This is a genomic window from Pseudomonas sp. N-1-13 (genome assembly GCF_057787095.1).
The window spans coordinates 620,287-642,500 of the sequence record NZ_JBYNRI010000001.1 but is presented as its reverse complement, the minus strand read 5'-3'; the positions used below and the strand labels follow the sequence as shown (position 1 = coordinate 642,500).

Genomic DNA, 22,214 nt, shown 5'->3' with positions numbered 1-22,214 from the left:
GCCATCGCGGGGCGCAATCTGGATTGCCCCGGCCAGGCCATAGTTGCGGATGTCGATGATGTTCTTCGCCCCCTTCAGGCCATGCAGGGCCTTCTCGAAATGCGGAGCCACCTCGGCCACGCTTTGTACAAGGTTTTCCTTTTGCAGCAGATCCAGTGCCGCCAAGCCTGCCGCGCATGCCACCGGATGCGCCGAATAGGTGTAGCCATGGGGGAATTCCACTGCGTACTCAGGCGTCGGCTGGTTCATGAACGTCTGGTAGATCTCGGAGCTGGCAATCACCGCGCCCATGGGGATCGCGCCATTGGTAACCTGCTTGGCAATGCACATGAGATCCGGGGTCACGCCGAAACTATCGGCACCGAACATCGAACCGGTGCGGCCGAACCCGGTGATGACCTCGTCGAACACCAACAAGATGCTGTGCTGATCGCAGATTTCCCGCAGGCGCTTGAGATACCCCTCAGGCGGCACCAGTACGCCAGCGGAGCCGGCCATCGGTTCAACAAACACCGCGGCGATGTTGGAGGCATCGTGCAGTTCGATCAGCTTCAACAGCTCATCGGCCAAGGCGATACCACCCTCTTTTGGCATGCCACGGGAATAGGCATTGCTTGCCAGCAGCGTGTGGGGCAAGTGATCGACGTCCATCATCGCCTGGCCGAACAACTTGCGGTTGCCGCTGACGCCGCCCAGGCTGGTACCGGCGATATTCACGCCATGGTAACCACGAGCACGGCCGATCATCTTGGTCTTGGTCGCCTGGCCCTTGAGACGCCAGTAGGCGCGGACCATTTTCACCGCGGTATCGGCACACTCGGAACCGGAGTCGGTGAAAAACACATGGTTGAGGTTGCCCGGTGTCAGGCTGGTGATTTTTTCCGCCAGCTGGAACGACAGCGGGTGGCCGTACTGGAAGCCCGGCGAGTAGTCGAGGGTGCCCAGCTGTTTGGCGACCGCTTCCTGGATTTCCTTGCGGGTGTGCCCGGCGCCGCACGTCCACAGGCCCGACAGCGAGTCGTAGACCTTGCGCCCTTTGTCATCCACCAGCCAACTGCCTTCGGCGGCGACGATCAGACGTGGATCGCGCTGGAAGTTGCGGTTGGCGGTGTAAGGCATCCAGTGGGCATCAAGCTTGAGCTGGCTGGCCAGGGAGCCGGCAGCATGTTCGGGCATGTTCATCGACAGAACCTCGCAGGAGAGAAGCGACAGGGATCCAAAGGCGTTCTTGCAGCTAACTTGCCACGGCGATAAAGTCGATGAAATCCAACTTTTCTAACCTTCAGTCAGCGGATCACTAAACTATGAGCGCGCGTCGTCCCGATCCGCTGGCCCAAGTCAGCGACTTTGATATTCGTCTGTTGCGCATTTTTCGCAGCGTGGTGGAGTGCGGTGGATTCTCCGCAGCGGAGACGGTGCTTGGGATCGGTCGCTCCGCCATCAGCCAGCAGATGAGCGACCTTGAGCAGCGTCTTGGCCTACGGTTGTGCCAGCGCGGACGGGCGGGCTTTTCCCTGACGGAGGAAGGCCGCGAGGTCTATCAATCAGCGTTGCAGCTATTAAGTGCACTGGAAAGCTTTCGCACCGAAGTCAACGGCCTGCATCAACACTTGCGCGGCGAATTGATCATTGGCCTGACCGATAATCTCGTCACCCTGCCCCACATGCGCATCACCCATGCCCTGGCCCAATTGAAGGAACGCGGTCCAGACGTGCAGATTCAGATTCGCATGATCGCTCCCAACGAAGTCGAGCAAGGCGTACTCGACGGCCGATTGCATGTCGGCGTGGTGCCTCAGGCCAGTGCCCTTTCCGGGCTGGAGTATCAACCGCTCTACAGCGAACGTTCGCTGTTGTATTGCGCAGTCGGGCATCCGTTGTTTTATGTGGATGACCAACAACTGGACGACGCTCGCCTCAACAGCCAGGATGCCATCGCACCGACCTTCCGCCTGCCAGCCGAGATCCAGGCCCATTACCAGGCACTCAATTGCACTGCCAGTGCTTCGGACCGCGAAGGCATGGCGTTCCTGATTCTTACAGGGCGCTACATCGGTTACCTGCCGGATCATTACGCCAGCCTGTGGGTCCAGCAGGGACGGTTGCGCGCCCTCAAACCCACGGCCCGTTTCTATGATTTGAGCCTGGCGTCAGTCACGCGCAAGGGGCGTCGGCCTCATCTGGTGCTGGAGAGCTTTCTCCAGAGCCTGGCGGCAACCCGCTAACCCTTGGTCCGACATTGGCTGGGTTAGCCTGCCCCCAGCGAAAGGCTTTTAGCATGATGGCACTTGTCGGATCGCTGCCGGTGCGCTATCAACGCATTTGCTTGCCCCACAGACCCAGCCCGGAAACGCCCATGACCTTTGAAGTCCCTGCCCACGGTGGCAAGCCCACCAGCCGCATTCGTCAAAAAAACGAAGAGACCATCCTCAAGGCCGCCGAAGATGAATTCGCCCGTCACGGGTTCAAAGGCACCAGCATGAATGCCATTGCCTTGAAGGCCGGGCTGCCCAAGGCGAACCTGCATTATTACTTCACCAACAAGCTTGGGTTGTACGTGGCGGTGCTGAGCAACATCATCGAGTTGTGGGACAGCACCTTTAATACCCTCACCGCCGAGGATGACCCGGCCGAAGCCCTGACCCGCTACATCCGCGCCAAAATGGAGTTTTCCCGCCGCCATCCCCAGGCGTCCCGGCTTTTCGCCATGGAGGTGATCAGCGGTGGTGAATGCCTGACTGAATATTTCAACCAGGATTATCGCACCTGGTTCAACGGCCGCGCGGCAGTGTTCCAGGCCTGGATCGATGCCGGCAAGATGGACCCGATCGACCCCGTGCACCTGATCTTTCTATTGTGGGGAAGTACTCAGCATTACGCCGACTTCGCCACCCAGATCTGCCGCGTGACCGGTCGCAGCAAGCTGACCAAGCAGGACATGATCGATGCCGGCGACAACCTGATCCGCATCATTCTCAAGGGCTGCGGCCTGAAACCAACCTTTTAAGACGCTCATGCCTTTTACCCTCACCGGCTTTTGTGAATACCGCGAAGAAATTCGCAAAAGCCGCTTCATCACCCTCGCCGCCCCTATCACCAGCCCTGCCGACGCCGTGGCCTTTATAGAGCAGCACAGCGATCTGAACGCCACACACAACTGCTGGGCCTGGAAACTCGGCGACCAATACCGCAGCAACGACGACGGCGAACCGGGTGGCACCGCCGGGCGGCCGATCCTGGCGGCCATCGAAGCCCAGGCTTGCGATCAGGTCGTGGTGCTGGTGATCCGTTGGTACGGTGGAATCCAGTTGGGCACCGGAGGCTTGGCCCGGGCCTATGGCGGGGGCGCGAACAAATGCCTGCAAAACGCCGAGAAGGTTGAGTTGATCAGCCGTGTGGCGCTGCGCTGCACCTGCGGTTTCGCGGAACTGGCCCTGGTGAAACTGCGGGTCGCCGAATGCGGCGGATTGGTGAACACCGAGAGCTTTACAGCCAATGGCGTGGACTTGCAGGTGGCCGTGGGTGAAGCGCAGATCGAAACATTGCAAAAGCAATTGGCCGACCTAAGCCGTGGACGGATTCTGCTGGCCCGTTGAGCGCGAGGGGGGTCTGCGACTTTTCAGGGCAAACGCCATCGTGCGACTTGCCCACATCCACTGTGCACCCGACTGTGGATAACCTGAGCACATTCCGCTGTAACCCTTCTGTCATGCGGCTTTGCGGCCGTTGTTCGTTTTTTGATCAAAGCACTGTTTTCTGTACGAATTCTTCAGCAAAACAAATGCTTGCGAGGTTTTATCACCTTTAGAAGAAAGCCGGGCGCTGGTTATGCCAGACCTTCAGGCTTGCGCACAATAACTGTGGAACATCCTGTGGATAACCCGTTCATGGCTCACGCCGTCCCATGAAAGGCATGGCTCGCAGCCGCCTGATCATTTTTTAACCACCCGTTTCGGGGCACAAACAGCGCCTCTATCACCTGCTCGCCCCATTGCGGTGCCCTATCCACAGCGAGGGTGTTGGCGGGTAAGCCAAGCCGATAGGCAAAGCGCGGGGCTCGCTGACATTTCCTGACCTACTGGCCAGGAAATTGCTTTATCCACAGGCATTCATGTCCCCTGACCCGAGCCTGTCATGTCCGACCCCGATTCCATCCCGCGCCTGCAATTGCGCAAGATCAGCAAACGCTACCCAGGTTGCCTGGCCAATGACGCCATCGACCTGAGCATCCAGCCCGGCGAGATCCACGCGCTGCTCGGCGAAAACGGTGCTGGCAAAAGCACCCTGATGAAGATTATCTACGGCGTTACCCAAGCCGATTCGGGCGAGGTGATCTGGCAAGGCCAACGGGTCGACCTGCGCAACCCGGCCCAGGCCCGTAGCCTGGGCATCGGTATGGTGTTCCAGCATTTCTCGCTGTTTGAAACCCTTACCGTGGCGCAGAACATCGCCCTGGCCATGGGCGCGGCAGCCGGCACACCGGCGCAACTGGAGCCGCGAATCCGCGAAGTTTCCCAACGCTACGGCATGGCCCTGGAGCCGCAGCGGTTGGTCCACAGCCTGTCGATTGGCGAACGTCAACGGGTGGAGATCATTCGTTGCTTGATGCAGGACATCCGTCTGCTGATTCTCGATGAACCCACCTCGGTGCTGACGCCCCAGGAAGCCGAAGAACTGTTCGTGACCCTGCGGCGCCTGGCGAGCGAAGGCTGCAGCATTTTGTTCATCAGCCACAAGTTGGGCGAGGTCCGCGCGTTGTGCCACAGCGCGACGGTGCTGCGTGGCGGACGGGTGTCAGGGCATTGCACACCAGCACTGTGCTCGGACCGGGAACTGGCACAGTTGATGGTCGGCGAAGCGGCCGGGCTGATCGCGGACTACCCCAAGGTCAGCGCGGACAAAGCGTTCCTTGAGATCCACAAACTGTCATGGCCAAACCCAGACCCGTTCGGTTGCTCGTTACGGGATATAGACCTTGAGGTACGCAGCGGCGAAATCGTCGGTATCGCCGGAGTGGCGGGGAATGGGCAGGACGAGTGGCTGGCATTACTCAGCGGTGAAACGCAACTGCCCCGCCACAAAGGCGAGACGATCAGGTTCGATGGGCAACCGGTGGCGCATCTGCGCCCCAATGCCCGGCGCCGCCTCGGGCTGGCATTTGTTCCAGCCGAACGCCTGGGCCACGGCGCCGTGCCGCAATTGAGCCTGGCGGATAACGCCCTGCTCAGCGCCTTCCAACAAGGACTGATCCGTTGCGGCCTGATTCAACGGCGCAAGGTCGAGCACCTGGCCGAGGAGATTATCCGTCGTTTTGGGGTGAAGACGCCCGACACCAGAACCCCGGCGCGCAGCCTCTCGGGGGGCAACCTGCAAAAATTCATCCTCGGTCGGGAAATCCTTCAACAGCCCAGGCTGCTGGTGGCGGCGCATCCGACCTGGGGCGTAGACGTCGGCGCGGCGGCGACCATCCACAGGGCCCTGATTGCCTTACGCGATGCGGGTGCCGCCATCCTGGTGATCTCCGAAGACCTCGACGAACTGTTCCAGATCAGCGACCGCCTCGGCGCTTTGTGTGGCGGGCGTTTGTCCGCCTTGAGGCCCACTGTCCAAACCCGGCTTAGCGACGTCGGCGGCTGGATGGCCGGCCAGTTCGACGCCCCTCAATCCCCTGATCCCGCGACGGTCTAACGGAGTTTTTATGCTGCTGTCTCTTGAACCCCGCGGCCAACAATCGCGCCTGATGCTCTGGTGCTCGCCGCTGCTGGCCGCCGTATTGACCCTGGGCTGTGGCTCGCTGCTGTTCGCCGTCCTGGGGCATGATCCCTTGCAAACCTTGTACACCTTGTTGATCGCCCCGATCAGTGATCTATACGGTGTGTCCGAATGGCTGGTCAAAGCCTTGCCGATCCTGCTCTGCGCCCTCGGCCTGGCGGTGGCCTACCAGGCACGAATCTGGAACATTGGCGCCGAGGGACAATTGCTATTGGGCGCCCTGGCCGGCAGCGCCGTCGCGGTGAACATCATCGGCATGCAAAGCCGCTGGGCACTGGTGCTGATTCTGCTGACCGGCACCCTCGCCGGTGCCGCCTGGGCCGGGCTCACGGCGTGGCTACGCACGCGCTTCAATGCCAATGAAATCCTGACCAGCATCATGCTCAATTACATCGCACTTAACCTGCTGCTGTTCTGCGTTCACGGACCGCTGAAAGACCCGGCCGGGTTCAACTTTCCGGAGTCGGCGATGTTCGGCGATGCCAGTCGCCTGCCATTGCTGGTGGAAGACGGGCGGCTTCATGCCGGGTTGTATTTCGCCCTGCTGGCACTGGTGGCGGTCTGGGTGTTGCTGCAGAAAAGTTTTGTCGGGTTTCAGATCAAAGTGCTGGGCCTGGACGCTCGGGCCGCCGGCTTCGCCGGCTTTCGCCAGAAGCCGTTGGTGTGGCTGGCGCTGTTGATCAGCGGTGCACTGGCCGGGCTCGCCGGTGTCTGCGAGGTGACCGGGCCAATCGGCCAACTGGTGCCGCAAGTGTCACCGGGCTACGGCTATGCGGCGATTACCGTGGCGTTCCTGGGACGTCTGAATCCCATCGGCATTCTGTTCGCCAGCCTGCTGATGGCCTTGTTGTACATCGGCGGCGAAAGCGCGCAGATGTCGCTGAACCTTCCCCAGGCAATCACCCAGCTGTTCCAGGGCATGATGCTGTTTTTCCTGTTGGCCTGCGACGTACTGATCCTGTATCGGCCGCGCCTGAACCTGCGCTGGGCCCGGCGCACCCGGACCACCGCCGTACAGGCAGGAGCGCTGTGATGGATATCGACCTGTTGAGCAATATTTTCTACGCCATGATCCGTTGCGGCACACCGTTGCTGCTGGTGGCCCTGGGTGAGCTGATCTGCGAGAAAAGTGGTGTTTTGAACCTGGGCCAGGAAGGCATGATGCTGTTCGGCGCGGTGATCGGTTTTATCGTCGCGTTCAACAGCGGCAACCTGTGGCTTGGCGTGCTGCTGGCGATGGCCGCCGGGATGCTGTTGTCGGCGCTGTTCGCGTTGGTAGCGCTGGTGTTCAACGCCAATCAGGTGGCCACCGGGTTGGCGCTGACGATTTTCGGCGTGGGGCTATCGAGTTTTGTCGGCGCGGCCTGGGTCGGCAAGCCGCTGGCGGGGTTCGAGCCGCTGGCGATTCCCTACTTGAGCGACATCCCGTTGATCGGGCGGATGCTGTTTGCCCAGGATCTGCTGGTGTACCTGTCTTTTGCGCTGTTCGCCCTGGTGGCCTGGGTGATTGTGAAAAGTCGCGTCGGGCTGATCATCCAGGCGGTGGGGGAAAATCCCGATGCCGCCAGTGCCATGGGCCTGCCGGTGTTGCGGGTGCGGACTCTGGCGGTGCTGTTCGGCGGTGCCATGGCCGGGCTGGCGGGGGCCTACCTGTCGCTGGCGTACACGCCGATGTGGGCCGAGAACATGAGCGCCGGGCGCGGCTGGATCGCCCTGGCGCTGGTGGTGTTCGCCAGTTGGCGAGTCTGGCGCCTGCTGCTGGGCGCCTACCTGTTCGGCCTCGCCAGCATCCTGCACCTGGTGGCCCAGGGCTTGGGGCTGGCGATTCCATCGAGCTTGCTGGCGATGCTGCCGTACGTCGCGACCATTGTGGTGTTGGTGTTGCTGTCCCGGGACGCGGTGCGCACGCGGCTGTACGCGCCGGTGTCGCTGGGACAGCCTTGGCAGGCAGGGCATTGAGGTAGACGGCGGCGCGCCTATCGCGAGCAGGCTCGCTCCCACATTTGATCGGGGTGACCGTCAGTTTCAGGCTCGCCCCATCTCTCCCTGTGGGAGCGAGCCTGCTCGCGATGAGGCCCGAACAGGCAATACCTGAACCAAGCCCCACACCAACTCGAAAAACAGGAAAACCCACAACACCGCACTGGCCCCATGAAGCAGTGCATACAGCATCCAGGCGGAAAACAAAAACCGCCCCGCCGCGTCATAACGCCCGTACAGCGGCTGCGGATCACGAATCCGCAGCACCGCCCACACGCAAACAATCGAGCCCAGCAGATTCACCATCAGCACATGCGCCGGCGCAAACGGCGGCAGTTCTCCAGGCAGGTCAAATAACTGAGTCATACTCATCAACACACCATGCAACGCCGCAAAGCTCCACGGCGTGGCCAGCACGGCCGACACGATAAGGTCGTACCAGGCGCTGCCGCGCACCACCCGGCGATATTGCATCAAAGTCCACATACACCTTGCTCCAGATAATTGGGAAGCAAAGAGCCTAAAGCCTGGGGTATGCTCCAAGGTCAAGCCCTTCGGAGACCCACCATGCGCATCGGTGAACTCGCCCAAGCCTGCGCCGTCAGCCGTGACACCCTGCGCTTCTACGAGCAGCGCGGCCTGATCGCGGCGCAGCGCAGCGCCAATGGCTATCGCCACTACCCCGCCGACATGGTGCAACTGGTGCTCTACATCAAGACCGCCCAGCGCCTGGGTTTTACCCTGGGCGAGATCGGCGCCAGCGTCGCCGCCCTGTGGCAGGCGCAGGACCCTGACTGCGCCGTGACGCAATTGCTGCAAGACAAACTGAACCTGATCGAAACCCGTATGACCGAACTCGACGCGTTGCGCCATGAGCTGAAACAACGGCTCGGGCAACGCTGTCCATTAAATCCGTGACCTTTTTTCATCAAGGATGCTCCTCATGAATTCGGCAAAAAACGCATTGATCATTGGCGCCTCCCGGGGCCTGGGCCTCGGCCTGGTGAAGACGCTGCTCAGCGATGGCTGGAGCGTGACCGCCACCGTGCGCAACCCGCAGAACGCCGAGGCGTTGAAGGCACTGGGCCCGGTGCGGATCGAAAAGCTCGATATAGACGACCAGCAAGCCGTCATCGCCCTGAGCCAGCAGCTCAAGGACGAAACCTTCGACCTGTTGTTCGTCAATGCCGGCGTCAAAGGCCCTGTCAACCAGAGCCCCGGCGGTGCGACGCTGGCCGAAGTCGGCCAGTTGTTCTTCACCAACGCCGTGGCACCGATCAATCTGGCCCAGCGTTTCGTCGGTCAGATCCGCGACGGCAGTGGCGTACTGGCATTCATGAGCTCCGTGCTGGGCAGCGTGACCATGCCTGATGCCCCGGAACTGGCGCTGTACAAGGCCAGCAAGGCGGCGCTCAATTCGATGACCAATAGTTTTGTCACTCAATTGGGCGAGCAGACATTGACGGTTCTGTCGCTGCACCCGGGCTGGGTGAAGACCGACATGGGTGGCGAAGGGGCGGACATTGATGTCGAGACCAGCACCCGCGGCCTGATTGATCAGGTCAATGCCTTTGCCGGCAAGGGTGGGCATCATTTCGTCAACTACAAGGGCGAGACGATTCCCTGGTAACCCAAGCCTTCCCCCTGTGGGAGCGAGCCTGCTCGCGATTGCGGCCTGACATTCACCATGATGTCGACTGACACACCGCTATCGCGAGCAGGCTCGCTCCCACATGGCTCCCGTTCAACTCTGGAAATGTGCCCCGCAACCTGAGTAAACTCAGCACCTCGCCCTACCCAACGGGCGACCCTGGATCAGCAGACAGGGCATCACTGAGCTGGCTAACCTGAACCCACTTTCAGAGGAGCCGGCCACCATGCCTGCGACCCGTACCTGGTTAAAAAATCCCCTCGCCATCTTCACGGCCAACGACCTCGATGCCCGTGGCGGTCTTGTCCTGCAAAACGGCGTGATCGTCGAATTGCTGAGGGCCGGCCAGCAACCCGCCCAGCCCTGCGACACAGTCTTCGACGCCGGCGAACATGTGATCCTGCCGGGGCTGATCAACACCCATCATCATTTCTACCAGACCCTGACTCGCGCCTGGGCACCGGTGGTGAACCAGCCCCTGTTCCCGTGGCTGAAAACCCTCTACCCGGTATGGGCGCGGTTGACACCGGAAAAGCTCGCTCTGGCGAGCAAAGTGGCGCTGGCCGAACTGTTGCTTTCAGGCTGCACCACAGCGGCCGATCACCATTACCTGTTCCCCGAAGGCTTGGAAAATGCCATCGATGTGCAGGTACAAAGTGTCCGTGAACTGGGCATGCGCGCGATGCTGACCCGCGGTTCCATGAGCCTGGGTGAAGCCGACGGTGGCTTGCCGCCACAACAGACCGTGCAGCAGGGCCACGTGATTCTCGAGGACAGTCTGCGGTTGATCAGCCAATACCATGAGCGCGGCGACGGGGCGCAAATCCAGATTGCCCTGGCGCCTTGCTCACCGTTTTCGGTCACGCCTGAAATCATGCGCGCCAGCGCCGAGCTGGCGGAGAAACTCGACGTACGCCTGCACACTCACCTGGCCGAAACCCTCGACGAAGAGGACTTCTGCCTGCAACGCTTCGGCCTGCGCACCGTGGACTACCTGGACAGCGTCGGCTGGCTCGGCCCGCGCACCTGGCTGGCCCACGGCATTCATTTCAATCCTGAGGAAATCACCCGTCTCGGCGCCGCCGGCACCGGCATCTGCCATTGCCCGAGCTCCAACATGCGCCTGGCCTCGGGCATCTGCCCTACCCTGGAACTCACCGCCGCCGGCGCACCGCTGGGCCTGGGTGTGGACGGCTCGGCCTCCAACGATGCCTCGAACATGATCCTGGAAACCCGCCAGGCGTTGTACATTCAGCGCCTGCGCTATGGCGCGCAGGCGATCACCCCGCAGCGAGTGCTGGGCTGGGCGACCCGCGGCTCGGCACAACTGCTGGGGCGCAACGATATCGGTGAGCTGGCGGTGGGCAAACAGGCTGACTTGGCGCTGTTCAAACTCGACGAACTGCGCTTCTCCGGCAGTCACGATCCGGTTTCGGCCCTGCTGCTGTGCGGCGCGGACCGGGCGGACCGGGTGATGGTCGGTGGGCAATGGCGGGTCATCGACGGACAGGTCGAAGGGTTGGACCTGAAGGGGTTGATTGCTGATCACAGCCAGGCGGCGCGGGAGTTGATCGCCGACGCCTGACCGGACGCTATCGCGGGCAAGCCTTGCTCCCACATCAAGGGTGGATGTATGAAGCAGCCTTGCCGTGAGACCAGTGGGAGCAAGGCTTGCCCGCGATACTCTTCTAGAGTCCCAGCAACGACAACATGATAAACGTGGCGAACAACACAAAATGGGTCATGCCTTCAATGGCATTGGTTTCCCCATCGTTGAGGTTGATGGCGCAGACGATCAAGGTGATGAAGATCATCACCGTCTGCACCGGGGTCATTGCCATCTGGAACGGCTGGCCGGTGTAGAGCGCCATCGCTTCCATCACCGGTACGGTGAGGATCACGGTGGACAGCGAAGCCCCCAAGGCGATATTCACCACCGACTGCATACGGTTGGCCAACGCCGCGCGCAAGGCGGTGAGGATTTCCGGTGCCGCGGAAATGGCAGCCACCAGAATCGCCGTAACCACCGGCGGCGCCCCTGAACCTTCCAGCCCCAGGTCGATGGCTTTGGACATGACCTCGGCCAACGCTCCGATCACTACGACGCCAAACACCAGCGCCGCGATGGAGAACGTCAGGCTGATGGGTTTCGGCTGGTTTTCCACCGGCTCTTTCCGACGGCGTTTTTCCGGGTAGCTGTAGCTGAAAAAGTAACTGTGAGGCCCCACCTGCATGCGCAGGAACAGGGTGTACAGCACGATCATCGCGCCGATGGTGAATGCCGAATAGAGCTTCCAGCTCTCTTGGGGAATGAACTCCGGCACCACCATCGACACGCCCATGGCGGTGAGGATCATCACGCTGTAGGTGCGCGCCGAATCATCGTTGTAAGCCTGCTCGCCATGCTTGATTCCGCCCATCAGCGCCGCAAGGCCAAGAATGCCGTTGATATCGAGCATCACCGCAGAATAGATGGTGTCGCGCACCAGCGTTGGCGAGGCTTCGTTGCTCATCATGATCGCCAGGATCACCACTTCTACCAGCACCGCCGACAGGGTCAGGATCATCGTGCCGTAGGGATCGCCGACCTTCTCTGCCAGCAGCTCGGCGTGATGGGCCACACGCATGGAAGCCGCGACGATAAAGCCGATCAGGACCAAACCGCCGAGCAACGCCACGATCTGTCCGCTGCCCAACAGCCAGTGCTCCAGCGGATAGGCGAGCACTGCGGCGATCAGCGCCAGCAACAGCAGTTTTTCTTGCTTGATCAAAGTCAGCATCGCGGGCCTATCACCGTGGGCGGGGTCATGAGCTACTGACTGTAGGGGGCGGCGAACGTTCGGGCGAAGTGACGCACCAGGGAGTGGCGAGTGGGTGGCAGGTGCACCTTTATCGATCTCAAGGACCTCATCGCGAGCAAGCTCGCTCCCACAGGTATTGCGTTGTCCTTGTGGGAGCGAGCTTGCTCGCGATGGCTGCCTCGAAAAGATCACAGATTTTGTTGTCCTATTGGTCAGCATTTTGCATTAGCGCTGTTCAGCCAACCTCACAACAAAATGGAGTTCGAGTTCATGCACAAGCGTCCCTTGAAGATGTTGCTTTGCGCCGTCGCTGCGACTGTCGGTCTGAGCGCCGGCCTGAATGCCAGCGCTGCCGACCCACTGAAGGTCGGTTTCGTCTATATCGGCCCCATCGGTGACCACGGCTGGACCTACCAGCATGAACAGGGACGCAAGGAACTGGTGGCGAAACTCGGCGACCGAATCACCACCAACTACGTGGAAAACGTGCCTGAAGGCGCCGACGCCGAGCGGGTGATCCGCAACATGGCCAAGGACAAGTACGACCTGATCTTCACCACGTCCTTCGGCTACATGAACCCGACACTGAAGGTCGCCAAGCAATTCCCCAAGGTGACCTTCGAACACGCCACCGGCTACAAGCAGGACAAGAACCTGGGCACGTACCTGGCTCGCACCTATGAGGGTCGCTACGTCGGCGGCTTCATCGCGGCCAAGATGACCAAAAGCAAAAAAATCGGCTACGTCGCCTCCTTCCCGATTCCAGAAGTGATCCGCGATATCAACGCCATCCAACTGGCCCTGAACAAGTACAACCCCGGCACCGAAATCAAAGTGGTGTGGGTCAACTCCTGGTTCGATCCGGGTAAGGAAGCCGATGCCGCCAACGCACTGATCGACCAGGGCGTGGATGTGGTGTTCCAGCACACCGACAGCCCGGCGCCGATCCAGGCCGCCGAGCGGCGCGGCGTCTACGCCGTCGGCTACGCTTCGGACATGGCCCACTTCGGTCCCAAGGCGGTGCTGACCTCGATTGTCAACGACTGGGGCCCGCACTACATCCAGGCCACCCAAAGCGTGCTCGACCATAGCTGGAAATCCCAGGACTACTGGGGCGGCCTGAAGGAAGGCACGGTGAAACTGCCGATCAGCGACCTGGTGCCAGCGGCGGTCAAAGGCGAAGCCGAGCAGATCATCGCCGACATCCAGAGCGGTGCTTTCCATCCGTTTACCGGACCGATCAAGGACCAGGCCGGCGTCGAGAAAATCCCGGCGGGCGTGAGCGCTACCAATGTGGAACTGGCGTCGATGAATTACTACGTCGAAGGTATGAAGGCTGAGATTCCCAAATAACTGACGAGTCAACACACATCCCTGTGGGAGCGAGCCTGTTCGCGATAGCGGACTGACATTCAACGTTGATGTCGACAGACAAATCGCTATCGCGAGCAGGCTCGCTCCCACATTGGCCCCCTCACACAATCAGGAAAGCCGCATGAACAGCCTTCCCATCATCGACATCAGCCCGCTCTACGGCGATAGCCCCAGCGCCTGGCAATCGGTCGCCAACCAGATCGACCAGGCCTGCCGCCAGTGGGGCTTTTTCTACATCAAGGGTCACCCCATCAGCCCGGCTCGCATCACCGAAGTCCTGGACCATGCCCAACGCTTCTTCAGGCTGCCGGTAGAAGAAAAACTCAAGATCGACATCACCCAGACCCGCCATCATCGCGGCTACGGCGCCGTCGCCACCGAACAACTGGACCCGGCCAAACCCAGCGACCTGAAAGAAACCTTCGACATGGGCCTGCACTTGCCGGCCGATCATCCCGACGTGCTGGCGCACAAGCCTCTGCGCGGTCCTAACCGACACCCGGATCTGGCGGGCTGGGAACCCCTGATGGAGCAGCATTACCGCGACATGCAGGCCCTTGCCCAAACCCTGCTGCGCGCCATGACCCTGGCCCTCGGCATCGAGCGGGACTTCTTCGACACGCGCTTCACCGAGCCTGTGAGCGTGCTGCGCCTGATTCACTATCCGCCGCGTCACACCGCCAGCTCTGCCGAGCAGCAAGGTGCCGGCGCCCATACCGATTACGGCTGCATCACCATGCTCTACCAGGACGCCGCTGGTGGCCTGCAAGTGCGCAACGTCAACGGCCAATGGATCGACGCGCCGCCCATCGACGGCACGTTCGTGGTCAACCTCGGCGACATGATGGCGCGCTGGAGCAACGACCGTTACCTGTCCACCCCCCACCGGGTGATCAGCCCGCTGGGGGTAGACCGCTACTCGATGCCGTTCTTTGCCGAGCCGCACCCCGACACGCAGATCCAATGCCTGCCCGGTTGTCAGGATGAGGGCCACCCACCGAAGTACCCGACCACCACCTGCGCCGAATTCCTGCTGTCACGCTTCGCTGACACCTATGCTTATCGGCGGGAGCAACAGGCGGTGTAGTGGATCAGCCGGTCAGGTTTTACCAGACATTGCGGCCAGCCCCTGTAGAATGCCTGCCATCGATTCGCTGATGAGAAAAGAACATGTACGACTGGCTGAACGCCTTGCCCAAGGCTGAACTGCATTTGCATCTGGAAGGCTCGCTGGAGCCCGAGCTGCTGTTCGCCCTGGCCGAACGCAACAAGATCGCCCTGCCGTGGAGCGACGTGGACACCCTGCGCAAGGCCTATGCCTTCAACAATCTGCAGGAATTCCTCGACCTGTATTACCAGGGCGCCGACGTGTTGCGCACCTCCCAGGATTTCTACGACCTGACCTGGGCCTACCTGTTGCGCTGCAAGGCGCAGAACGTGATTCACACCGAACCGTTCTTCGACCCGCAGACTCACACCGACCGTGGTGTCCCGTTCGAAGTGGTGCTCAACGGCATCGCCGCGGCCCTCAAGGACGGTGAACAGCAACTGGGCATCACCAGCGGCCTGATCCTGAGCTTCCTGCGCCACCTGAGCGAAGAACAGGCCGAGAAAACCCTCGACCAAGCGCTGCCGTTCCGCGATGCGTTCGTGGCCGTGGGTCTGGACAGTTCGGAAATGGGTCACCCGCCGAGCAAGTTCCAGAGGGTATTCGACCGTGCACGCAACGAGGGCTTCCTGACCGTTGCCCACGCCGGTGAAGAAGGCCCGCCCGAGTACATCTGGCAAGCCCTGGACCTGTTGAAGATCCAGCGCATCGACCACGGCGTGCGGGCCATTGAAGATGAACGACTGATGCAGCGGATCATCGACGAACAGATCCCGCTGACGGTCTGCCCGTTGTCCAACACCAAGTTGTGTGTGTTCGACGACATGTCGCAACACAACATCCTCGACATGCTCGAACGCGGTGTGAAGGTGACGGTCAACTCCGATGACCCGGCGTACTTCGGCGGCTACGTCACCGAAAACTTCCACGCGCTGCACACCCATCTGGGGATGACCCAGGACCAGGCCACACGCCTGGCGCAGAACAGCTTGGATGCACGGCTGGTAAAACCCTAAGACGGGTGATGCCCCTTTGTGGGAGCGAGCCTGCTCGCGATAGCAGCATGACATTCGACATCGATGTCGCCTGACTTACCGCCATCGCGAGCAGGCTCGCTCCCACAAGAGTGAAGTGGTTTAACCGGCCACCGTACCCTCGCTCAACTCCTCCAATGTCTTGCCCCGCGTCTCCACGCCAAACAACCAGACCACCCCCGCCGCCACGGCGAAGCACAGCGCGCCCAGGGCGAACACACCGCCCTGTCCGGTAATGGGAAACACCAATCCGGTGACCAGGGGCCCGAGAAGCGAACCAATGCGACCGACAGCCGAGGCAAAACCCGAGCCCGTGGCCCGTGCCGAGGTGGGGTACAGCTCTGGCGTGTAGGTGTAGAGCACCGCCCACATGCCGAACAGAAAGAACTGCATCAAAAGCCCGGTGCCGATGAGCAGGCCCACGTTGCCGCCAAACACCGCGCTCTGACCATAAAGAAACGCCATCACCCCGCCACCCAGCAACGTGACCACGCACACCGGTTTACGTCCCCAGCGCTCCACCAGCCACGCCGCCATGAGGAAGCCGGGAATCCCGCCCAAGGAAATCAGCACGGTGTAATACACCGACTGGGTCACGGCGAATCCGGACTGCTGCAACAAGGCACTGAGCCAGGACGTCAGGCCATAAAAACCGAGCAAGGCGAAGAACCAGACGCTCCAGATCATCATCGTGCGCTGGCGATACAGCGGTGACCAGATCTGCGCCAGGGCCGAAAAGAAATTGCCCGGCGTGCTCTCGCCCCTCGGCAGACGAATCGGTTCAGGCAATTCTCCACGTCCCAACGAGGCTCGGACCTTGTCTTCGATTCGCTTGAGCACGGCGTCCGCCTCGTCCCCCCGGCCGGCCTGTTCCAGCCAGCGCGGCGACTCGGGAATGAAGAAGCGAATGACCAGGACGAACACCGCCGGCACCGCCAACACCAGGAAGATGTCGCGCCAGCCGATCACCGGCAACAGGAAATACGACAGCACGCCCGCCGCCACGAAACCCAACGGCCAGAAGCCATCCATCAACGCGATATAGCGGCCTCGGCGTGTGGCCGGGATCAGTTCCGAGAGCATCGACTGAGCGATCGGAAACTCCATGCCCATGCCGATACCCAGCAGGATACGGAACAGCATCAGTGAATCGACGCTCTGGGCGGTCGAGCACAAATAACTGGCGACGCCCCACAACACGATGCTCCACTGGAACACCGGCTTGCGCCCGAACCGATCGGCCAGCATGCCCGACAGCGATGCTCCCAGTACCATGCCAAAGAAACTGGAGCTGGCGAGCAAACCTGCCTGGGCGGTGCTTAAGCCAAACTCGGCTTTGATCGAGCCCAACAGGAACGTCATCATGGCCAGGTCCATGGAGTCGAAGAAAAACGCCAAGGCAATAATGATGAAAATAATCCGGTGGTAGCCGCTGATGGGCAGTCGCTCCAGACGTTCCGCCGCGCTGTAGCCGTGAGTATCCATGCTGTTTCCCCCAATCCAAAAAAATCCCAGGTTCGAGTGTGCGCGAACCTTGCTGGAGGCTATTGCTGAATACGACCTGTCGGCAGCCCTAGAACGCCATTTCCACGGTGTCCTGCGTGGCGAACCGATGGATTTCCTGCTGGCCAAGCACCGTTACCTGCAAGGCCCTGGAGTCGTTGGGCAAGCTCAGCCAACCGGACTGCATGAACAGTTGCAGCAACGCAGCACCCAAGGCGCCCCCCAGGTGCGGACGTCGCTCGCTCCAGTCCGGGCAGGCACAAGCGGTGCGGGCGTTGCGGTGGGCCAGCGCCTGGATGAACAGGCCGTGCCCGGCCAGCTCATTGGCACCTTTGTGAGTCACGATCACCCGCTGGTCGCCCTGCTCGATCCATCCGGCATCCAGCAGGCGCTGATACAGGTCGGCCGCCAGGGTGCCGCCCAGATGGTCTTCGCAAAGCCTGGCCCGCATCAACGAAGCGGGAGCCGACGGGGCCTTGCCCGGCATGACTCCGCGCTTGAAGACTTCCGGAAGCTGGCGCGGCGTACTGGCCAGGGTCGCGCTGGCCAGCGCTTCGACGGCAGCGCCGATCTCGGGTGCCGCCAGGCGGAAAAACCGTTTGCGGCCACGGGCTTCGACTTTCAACAGGCCACCGGCGGACAGACGGCCCAGATGAGCGCTGGCCGAAGACGGCGACAGCCCGGCCAGCAACGCCAGCTCTTCAGCCTGACGCGCAGTGCCGTCCATCAAGGCCCACATCATTGCGCTGCGTTTTGGGTCGGCCAGCAGCGTGGCGATCTGGCTGATGCAAGGTGCATGTTCCATGTATTCACTCCCTGTTGAATCATTCGTCTACTGCTCTGGCGCTAGTGACCAGCAATGGGGCCGCCCAAAGCGGCTCGACCGCCGCAAATCGCGCGCCGCTTCAGGCGGCCGCTAGTATAAGCGTGCGGATCGAGGTTTCCTGTCCTCCGGAAACCTTTGGAGGCGATTGTTCGTGAGGGAAAAGTCTCTATTTACGCGCGACTAATGGTCGTCCCCCGTCGAGAGGGCAAATTGTGCCGTCAACCGGCCACAACGCAGCTTGAGCATTTCCCGCAGCAGATTGATGGGTTTGCTCAGTTGCGCTCGGTGAGCACACAGCAGATTGAGCGGCGCGCGTTCGCATTGCAGATGCGGCAGAAGGATTTTCAAACGTCCGGCCAACACATCGGTTGAAACGTCCAGCCAGGACTTGTAAGCGATCCCCGCGCCTGCCACCGCCCAGCGACGCACCACATCGGCATCGTCGCTGAAGCGGTCGCCGCTGACGGTCAGGCTCATTTCCCGTTTGCCGTCATGAAAACGCCAACGGTCATGAACCCGCGTGCCGAGCATGTACAACAGGCAATTGTGCTGGGCCAGTTGCTCCAACTGAACAGGTTCGCCATGCCGAGCCAGGTAACTGGGCGATGCACACAGCACCCGGCGGTTATCCGGCGCGACCGGCAGGGCCACCAGGCTCGAATCTTCCGGCTCGCCATAACGCAACGCGACGTCCACCGGCTGCTTGAACAGATCAGCGATGCGATCACCCAGCAGCAGTCGCACGGTCAGCCCCGGATGCTCCTCCTGGAACGCGTCCAGCCAGGGCAGCAGCAGGTTGCGTCCCAAGTCCGAGGGGGCGGACAACTGCAACACCCCGCTGACCTGGTCCTGGCCGCTGGTCAATAACCTGCGTCCTTCGTCGAGGCTGCTCAGCGCCGCGCGGGCATACTCAAGGAAGCCTTCGCCCTCGGCCGTCAGGCGCAAACTGCGGGTAGAGCGCGCCAACAGCCGGGCGCCCAAGTGTTGTTCTATCCGCTTCAATGCGGCGCTGGCCACCGCCGCCGACAGGTCCATGACCCTGGCCGCGGCAGACAGGCTGCCCAGGTCTGCGGCCCGGACGAACAACTGCAAGTCGTCGAATCGAAGCATGACGGCCTCATTATCAAAAAAACATTGAAAGAGCCTGTTCTTTTAGCCGGTTTTATCTCGGCGATAAATAGCTAACCATTGGCTTCATCGAACTCACTTCAAGGAGCCGCCCTATGAAAGCCATCGCCTACTACCATTCGTTACCGATCACCGACCCGCAAGCGCTGCAGGACATTGAACTGCCGGAACCCACCGCCGGCCCTCGGGACCTGCTGGTGGAAGTCAAAGCCATTTCGGTCAACCCGGTCGACACGAAAATTCGCCAGAACGTCCAGCCTGAAGACGGCGCAGCCAAAGTGCTGGGTTGGGACGTGGCCGGCGTGGTCAAGGCGGTGGGCAATGAGGTCACGCTGTTCAAGGCGGGCGACAAAGTGTTCTACGCCGGCTCCATTGCCCGCGCCGGCGGCAACAGTCAATTGCATGTGGTGGATGAACGTATCGTCGGCCAGATGCCCAAGACGCTCGGTTTCGCCGAAGCCGCTGCCCTGCCGCTGACGGCCATTACCGCGTGGGAATTGCTGTTCGAGCGCCTGCAAATCCAGGAAGGCCAGGAGGATCAGGGGCAAAGCCTGTTGATCGTCGGCGCTGCAGGAGGTGTCGGCTCGATACTGACGCAACTGGCCAGCCAGCTCACCGCACTGAAAGTGATTGGCAGCGCTTCCCGGCCGCAGACACAGGACTGGGTAAGAGGCCTGGGTGCCGATCTGGTCGTGGACCATAGCCATCCGCTGAGCGATGTATTAAAGCAGGCAGGCCAGGCTCAGGTGACCCATGTCGCCAGCCTGACCCACACCGATCTGCATCTGGATCAATTGGTGGAAGCCCTGGCGCCCCAAGGCAAACTGGCGCTGATCGATGATCCCAAGGCGCTGGATGTGACCAAACTCAAGCGCAAGAGCCTGTCGTTGCATTGGGAGTTCATGTACACCCGCTCACTGTTCGAAACGGCGGACATGATTGAGCAACATAACCTGCTCAACCGCGTCGCCGCGCTAATCGATGCCGGCACATTGCAGACCACCGTGGGCGAGCACTTTGGCACCATCAACGCCGAAAACCTGCGCCGGGCCCATGCCTTGCTGGAAAGCGGAAAAGCCAAAGGCAAGATTGTGCTTGAAGGTTTCTAACCACCGATAAGGGGGCGTTTTTCGTAGAGGCAAAGCTTGCTCGCGATGAAGGTCGCGCGGTTCCCCGTCAGGCCAAGTCGTCGCGTATCGCGAGCAAGCTTTGCTCCCACAAAAAAAACCTGCACCGTCAGTCTGAGAATTGACCCTTGTCACAATTGCGATCGCATTCAGGTCTACACTCGAGGCCTTTGCAGCACAATCTTTTACGTGAGGAGGTCAGCAATGAAGATCCTGATAAAAGAAGTGGCAAAATCCCAGTGGCAAGTGCGTCTTGACCAACACGTCGTGACCTTCCGCACCGAGGCCGAGGCCCAGGCTTTCGCCACCACCCTGCAAGCGCGTATTCACGCACCTCACCGCTACCCTGAACAGCAGCAGCGAGCGGCCGGCTGAATCAGTCCTGGCCACTGGCTTGTGCCAGTGTCCGGGCCTGTTGCAGGCGGCGGGTCAGCATCGCTGCACCCACCACCAATAACCCGCAAAGGCTGATGACCATCGCCATCGGCACGGCACTGCCATCGTGCAGCGCCGCCACCAATGCGGCGGCACCGGCGGCCACCGAAAACTGCAGGCATCCCAGCATCGCCGACGCGCTACCGGCACGAGCACCCTGTCCACTCATGGCGCAAGCCGAGGCATTGGGCAGGATGCAACCCAGGCTGGCGATGCAAATGAACAGCGGAATCAATAACGGCCACAACCGCTCAGGGTGCAAGGAACTGACCGCCAACAAACACAGCCCGGCGGCGAGATAGACCCACACCGCGCGCGACAGCAGGAATGCCGGCCCACGTTTGGACAACAACCGGGCGTTGACCTGTGCCACCAGGATAAAACCCGCCGCGTTGGTTCCGAACAGCCAGCCGAAGTGTTCGGCCGGCACACCGTAGAGCTTGATGAAGACGAAAGGCGAACCGGCAATGTAGGCAAACATCCCGGCGATAGCGATGCCTCCCGTCAAGGCATGCCCGAGGTAGACCGTGTCGGTCAACAGTCGACCATATTGGCGCAACGCCCCGGACAATGGTTGACGCGGCACATGGGCCGGCAGACTTTCCGGCAGCCACAATGCCACGGCCGTCGCCGCCAGTGCGCTGAACAGCGTCAGGGCAATGAAGATCGATTGCCAGCCATGCAGGTTCACCAACAGCCCGCCAAGCATTGGCGCGAGGATCGGCGCCAGCCCCATCACCAGCATCAGTTGCGAGAACACCTTGGCCGAGCCCACCGCGTCGCATTTGTCGCTGACCACCGCCCGGGAAATCACCATGCCGGCGCATCCGCCCAGAGCCTGGACGAAACGGGCACCGATCAGCCATTCCAGACTCGGCGCATAGGCACAGGCCAGAGAAGCCAGGGTAAACAGACCGACGCCCGTCAGCAACGGAATCCGCCGTCCGAAGCGATCCGCCACCGGCCCATAAGCCAGTTGCCCGATGGACAATCCGAGGAAATAAGCCGCCAAAGTCAGTTGGATGTGATTTTCGTCGGTGCCGAAGGCGGTCGCCATGGCCGGGAAAGCCGGCAGATAGAAATCGATCGCCAAGGGACCGAATGCGCTCAAGGCGCCAAGAATCAGAATGGTACGGAAGTTCATCGGGCGTCCAGGTTCAGGCGTCAGTCAGCAGCCCGACAGTCTAGCCCTGCCGGGCGCTCTTGAACATTCCGATAGGTCGCTAACTATTAAAAAATCTCAGGCGGGACTGGCCTCGTACCCCTCCTCTTTAATGGCTTGGAGCACGGCATCGACCGACAACGAACTCTGGACCTGAACGGTCCTGGCGCCCAGATCGATCTGCACCTGCGCCGCCGGATCCTTGGCCTGCACAGCCTGGGTGATGGCCTTGACGCAGTGACCGCAGGACATTCCCTGAACATTGAATGTTTGCATGAGATGACTCCTTGGGATTGAGGTTGCCAGCAGTTTC

The 22,214-nt window shown here is 61.2% G+C and carries 22 protein-coding genes (1 of these 22 running past the window's edge); 14 read left to right on the top strand and 8 right to left on the bottom strand.

The window, feature by feature from the left end:
* Positions 1-1,182 carry the 5' portion of an omega-aminotransferase AptA gene (gene aptA, locus AC3I65_RS02850; protein WP_076386464.1) on the bottom strand. Its footprint begins 168 nt before the window's first position, so the window shows 1,182 of its 1,350 coding nt (coding positions 1-1,182); it begins with the start codon at positions 1,180-1,182; its stop codon lies beyond the left edge, outside the window.
* Positions 1,183-1,304: 122 nt separating this feature from the next.
* On the opposite strand from aptA, the gene AC3I65_RS02845 reads away from it, so the two are divergent.
* From AC3I65_RS02845 to AC3I65_RS02820, 6 genes are all read left to right on the top strand, one after another.
* Positions 1,305-2,225 (top strand): LysR family transcriptional regulator, encoded by a 921-nt coding sequence (locus tag AC3I65_RS02845; RefSeq protein ID WP_047227434.1) that lies wholly within the window; start codon positions 1,305-1,307, stop codon positions 2,223-2,225.
* A 131-nt stretch (positions 2,226-2,356) separates the two neighbouring features.
* Positions 2,357-3,007 carry a TetR/AcrR family transcriptional regulator gene (locus AC3I65_RS02840; RefSeq protein ID WP_047227433.1) on the top strand — a complete coding sequence of 217 codons (651 nt, stop codon included), beginning with the start codon at positions 2,357-2,359 and terminating at the stop codon, positions 3,005-3,007.
* A gap of 7 nt (positions 3,008-3,014) precedes the next feature.
* Positions 3,015-3,596 (top strand): IMPACT family protein, encoded by a 582-nt coding sequence (locus tag AC3I65_RS02835; RefSeq protein WP_076386466.1) that lies wholly within the window; start codon positions 3,015-3,017, stop codon positions 3,594-3,596.
* 538 nt (positions 3,597-4,134) lie between these two features.
* Positions 4,135-5,688, top strand: coding sequence for an ABC transporter ATP-binding protein (locus tag AC3I65_RS02830; RefSeq protein WP_488523444.1), 1,554 nt, complete (start codon positions 4,135-4,137; stop codon positions 5,686-5,688).
* A 10-nt stretch (positions 5,689-5,698) separates the two neighbouring features.
* Positions 5,699-6,805, top strand: coding sequence for an ABC transporter permease (locus AC3I65_RS02825; protein WP_047227430.1), 1,107 nt, complete (start codon positions 5,699-5,701; stop codon positions 6,803-6,805).
* The gene (locus AC3I65_RS02820) at positions 6,805-7,731 is read left to right on the top strand and encodes an ABC transporter permease (RefSeq protein ID WP_047227429.1); all 927 of its coding nucleotides are present in this window, start codon (positions 6,805-6,807) and stop codon (positions 7,729-7,731) included. The genes AC3I65_RS02825 and AC3I65_RS02820 overlap by 1 nt, the downstream gene beginning before the upstream one ends.
* Before the next feature lie 66 nt (positions 7,732-7,797).
* On the opposite strand, the gene AC3I65_RS02815 is transcribed toward AC3I65_RS02820, so the two are convergent.
* Positions 7,798-8,238, bottom strand: a complete 441-nt coding sequence (locus tag AC3I65_RS02815) for a hypothetical protein (protein WP_047227428.1) — start codon at positions 8,236-8,238, stop codon at positions 7,798-7,800.
* 81 nt (positions 8,239-8,319) lie between these two features.
* Here AC3I65_RS02815 and AC3I65_RS02810 point away from each other — a divergent pair, with 81 nt between their 5' ends.
* From AC3I65_RS02810 to AC3I65_RS02800, 3 genes are all read left to right on the top strand, one after another.
* Positions 8,320-8,670, top strand: a complete 351-nt coding sequence (locus AC3I65_RS02810) for a MerR family transcriptional regulator (protein WP_047227427.1) — start codon at positions 8,320-8,322, stop codon at positions 8,668-8,670.
* A 25-nt stretch (positions 8,671-8,695) separates the two neighbouring features.
* The gene (locus AC3I65_RS02805; RefSeq protein ID WP_488523443.1) at positions 8,696-9,382 is read left to right on the top strand and encodes an SDR family oxidoreductase; all 687 of its coding nucleotides are present in this window, start codon (positions 8,696-8,698) and stop codon (positions 9,380-9,382) included.
* A gap of 247 nt (positions 9,383-9,629) precedes the next feature.
* Positions 9,630-10,988, top strand: coding sequence for an 8-oxoguanine deaminase (locus tag AC3I65_RS02800; protein WP_488523442.1), 1,359 nt, complete (start codon positions 9,630-9,632; stop codon positions 10,986-10,988).
* Between the two features lie 103 nt (positions 10,989-11,091).
* On the opposite strand, the gene AC3I65_RS02795 is transcribed toward AC3I65_RS02800, so the two are convergent.
* Positions 11,092-12,183: a calcium:cation antiporter gene (locus AC3I65_RS02795; protein WP_047227424.1), complete on the bottom strand. Its 1,092-nt coding sequence runs from the start codon at positions 12,181-12,183 to the stop codon at positions 11,092-11,094.
* A gap of 291 nt (positions 12,184-12,474) precedes the next feature.
* Here AC3I65_RS02795 and AC3I65_RS02790 point away from each other — a divergent pair, with 291 nt between their 5' ends.
* The 3 genes from AC3I65_RS02790 to AC3I65_RS02780 all read left to right on the top strand — a co-directional run bounded on the left by AC3I65_RS02790 (position 12,475) and on the right by AC3I65_RS02780 (position 15,702).
* Positions 12,475-13,557 carry a BMP family ABC transporter substrate-binding protein gene (locus AC3I65_RS02790; protein WP_281459570.1) on the top strand — a complete coding sequence of 361 codons (1,083 nt, stop codon included), beginning with the start codon at positions 12,475-12,477 and terminating at the stop codon, positions 13,555-13,557.
* Positions 13,558-13,699: 142 nt separating this feature from the next.
* Complete coding sequence (locus tag AC3I65_RS02785; protein WP_488523441.1) at positions 13,700-14,665, top strand: 2-oxoglutarate and iron-dependent oxygenase domain-containing protein; 966 nt, start codon at positions 13,700-13,702, stop codon at positions 14,663-14,665.
* Positions 14,666-14,748: 83 nt separating this feature from the next.
* Positions 14,749-15,702, top strand: coding sequence for an adenosine deaminase (locus AC3I65_RS02780; protein ID WP_076386484.1), 954 nt, complete (start codon positions 14,749-14,751; stop codon positions 15,700-15,702).
* 120 nt (positions 15,703-15,822) lie between these two features.
* On the opposite strand, the gene AC3I65_RS02775 is transcribed toward AC3I65_RS02780, so the two are convergent.
* From AC3I65_RS02775 to AC3I65_RS02765, 3 genes are all read right to left on the bottom strand, one after another.
* Positions 15,823-17,205 (bottom strand): MFS transporter, encoded by a 1,383-nt coding sequence (locus AC3I65_RS02775; RefSeq protein WP_139051239.1) that lies wholly within the window; start codon positions 17,203-17,205, stop codon positions 15,823-15,825.
* 88 nt (positions 17,206-17,293) lie between these two features.
* Complete coding sequence (locus tag AC3I65_RS02770) at positions 17,294-18,028, bottom strand: ArsR/SmtB family transcription factor (RefSeq protein WP_047227419.1); 735 nt, start codon at positions 18,026-18,028, stop codon at positions 17,294-17,296.
* A 201-nt stretch (positions 18,029-18,229) separates the two neighbouring features.
* A complete protein-coding gene (locus AC3I65_RS02765) occupies positions 18,230-19,159 on the bottom strand; it encodes a LysR family transcriptional regulator (RefSeq protein ID WP_047227418.1) in 930 nt (309 codons plus the stop codon).
* A 113-nt stretch (positions 19,160-19,272) separates the two neighbouring features.
* Here AC3I65_RS02765 and AC3I65_RS02760 point away from each other — a divergent pair, with 113 nt between their 5' ends.
* A complete protein-coding gene (locus tag AC3I65_RS02760; RefSeq protein WP_488523440.1) occupies positions 19,273-20,286 on the top strand; it encodes a zinc-binding alcohol dehydrogenase family protein in 1,014 nt (337 codons plus the stop codon).
* A 222-nt stretch (positions 20,287-20,508) separates the two neighbouring features.
* Positions 20,509-20,679, top strand: a complete 171-nt coding sequence (locus tag AC3I65_RS02755) for a hypothetical protein (protein ID WP_171061426.1) — start codon at positions 20,509-20,511, stop codon at positions 20,677-20,679.
* Between the two features lies 1 nt (position 20,680).
* On the opposite strand, the gene AC3I65_RS02750 is transcribed toward AC3I65_RS02755, so the two are convergent.
* Entirely contained in the window at positions 20,681-21,883 is a 1,203-nt protein-coding gene (locus AC3I65_RS02750) for a multidrug effflux MFS transporter (RefSeq protein WP_076382806.1), read from the bottom strand.
* Positions 21,884-21,979: 96 nt separating this feature from the next.
* Complete coding sequence (locus AC3I65_RS02745) at positions 21,980-22,177, bottom strand: heavy-metal-associated domain-containing protein (protein ID WP_047227415.1); 198 nt, start codon at positions 22,175-22,177, stop codon at positions 21,980-21,982.
* Positions 22,178-22,214: the final 37 nt, after the last annotated feature.

What these genes read in the sequence shown, in the direction of transcription:
- AC3I65_RS02840 (WP_047227433.1), top strand. Translation starts at nt 2,357, where the DNA reads ATGACCTTTGAAGTCCCTGCCCACGGTGGCAAGCCCACCAGCCGCATT.
- AC3I65_RS02750 (WP_076382806.1), bottom strand. Translation starts at nt 21,883, where the DNA reads ATGAACTTCCGTACCATTCTGATTCTTGGCGCCTTGAGCGCATTCGGT.
- AC3I65_RS02760 (WP_488523440.1), top strand. Translation starts at nt 19,273, where the DNA reads ATGAAAGCCATCGCCTACTACCATTCGTTACCGATCACCGACCCGCAA.
- AC3I65_RS02825 (WP_047227430.1), top strand. Translation starts at nt 5,699, where the DNA reads ATGCTGCTGTCTCTTGAACCCCGCGGCCAACAATCGCGCCTGATGCTC.
- AC3I65_RS02790 (WP_281459570.1), top strand. Translation starts at nt 12,475, where the DNA reads ATGCACAAGCGTCCCTTGAAGATGTTGCTTTGCGCCGTCGCTGCGACT.
- AC3I65_RS02745 (WP_047227415.1), bottom strand. Translation starts at nt 22,177, where the DNA reads ATGCAAACATTCAATGTTCAGGGAATGTCCTGCGGTCACTGCGTCAAG.
- AC3I65_RS02795 (WP_047227424.1), bottom strand. Translation starts at nt 12,183, where the DNA reads ATGCTGACTTTGATCAAGCAAGAAAAACTGCTGTTGCTGGCGCTGATC.
- AC3I65_RS02805 (WP_488523443.1), top strand. Translation starts at nt 8,696, where the DNA reads ATGAATTCGGCAAAAAACGCATTGATCATTGGCGCCTCCCGGGGCCTG.
- AC3I65_RS02815 (WP_047227428.1), bottom strand. Translation starts at nt 8,238, where the DNA reads ATGTGGACTTTGATGCAATATCGCCGGGTGGTGCGCGGCAGCGCCTGG.
- AC3I65_RS02800 (WP_488523442.1), top strand. Translation starts at nt 9,630, where the DNA reads ATGCCTGCGACCCGTACCTGGTTAAAAAATCCCCTCGCCATCTTCACG.
- AC3I65_RS02780 (WP_076386484.1), top strand. Translation starts at nt 14,749, where the DNA reads ATGTACGACTGGCTGAACGCCTTGCCCAAGGCTGAACTGCATTTGCAT.
- AC3I65_RS02765 (WP_047227418.1), bottom strand. Translation starts at nt 19,159, where the DNA reads ATGCTTCGATTCGACGACTTGCAGTTGTTCGTCCGGGCCGCAGACCTG.
- AC3I65_RS02785 (WP_488523441.1), top strand. Translation starts at nt 13,700, where the DNA reads ATGAACAGCCTTCCCATCATCGACATCAGCCCGCTCTACGGCGATAGC.
- AC3I65_RS02830 (WP_488523444.1), top strand. Translation starts at nt 4,135, where the DNA reads ATGTCCGACCCCGATTCCATCCCGCGCCTGCAATTGCGCAAGATCAGC.
- AC3I65_RS02835 (WP_076386466.1), top strand. Translation starts at nt 3,015, where the DNA reads ATGCCTTTTACCCTCACCGGCTTTTGTGAATACCGCGAAGAAATTCGC.
- AC3I65_RS02755 (WP_171061426.1), top strand. Translation starts at nt 20,509, where the DNA reads ATGAAGATCCTGATAAAAGAAGTGGCAAAATCCCAGTGGCAAGTGCGT.
- AC3I65_RS02770 (WP_047227419.1), bottom strand. Translation starts at nt 18,028, where the DNA reads ATGGAACATGCACCTTGCATCAGCCAGATCGCCACGCTGCTGGCCGAC.
- AC3I65_RS02810 (WP_047227427.1), top strand. Translation starts at nt 8,320, where the DNA reads ATGCGCATCGGTGAACTCGCCCAAGCCTGCGCCGTCAGCCGTGACACC.
- AC3I65_RS02775 (WP_139051239.1), bottom strand. Translation starts at nt 17,205, where the DNA reads ATGGATACTCACGGCTACAGCGCGGCGGAACGTCTGGAGCGACTGCCC.
- AC3I65_RS02820 (WP_047227429.1), top strand. Translation starts at nt 6,805, where the DNA reads ATGGATATCGACCTGTTGAGCAATATTTTCTACGCCATGATCCGTTGC.
- AC3I65_RS02845 (WP_047227434.1), top strand. Translation starts at nt 1,305, where the DNA reads ATGAGCGCGCGTCGTCCCGATCCGCTGGCCCAAGTCAGCGACTTTGAT.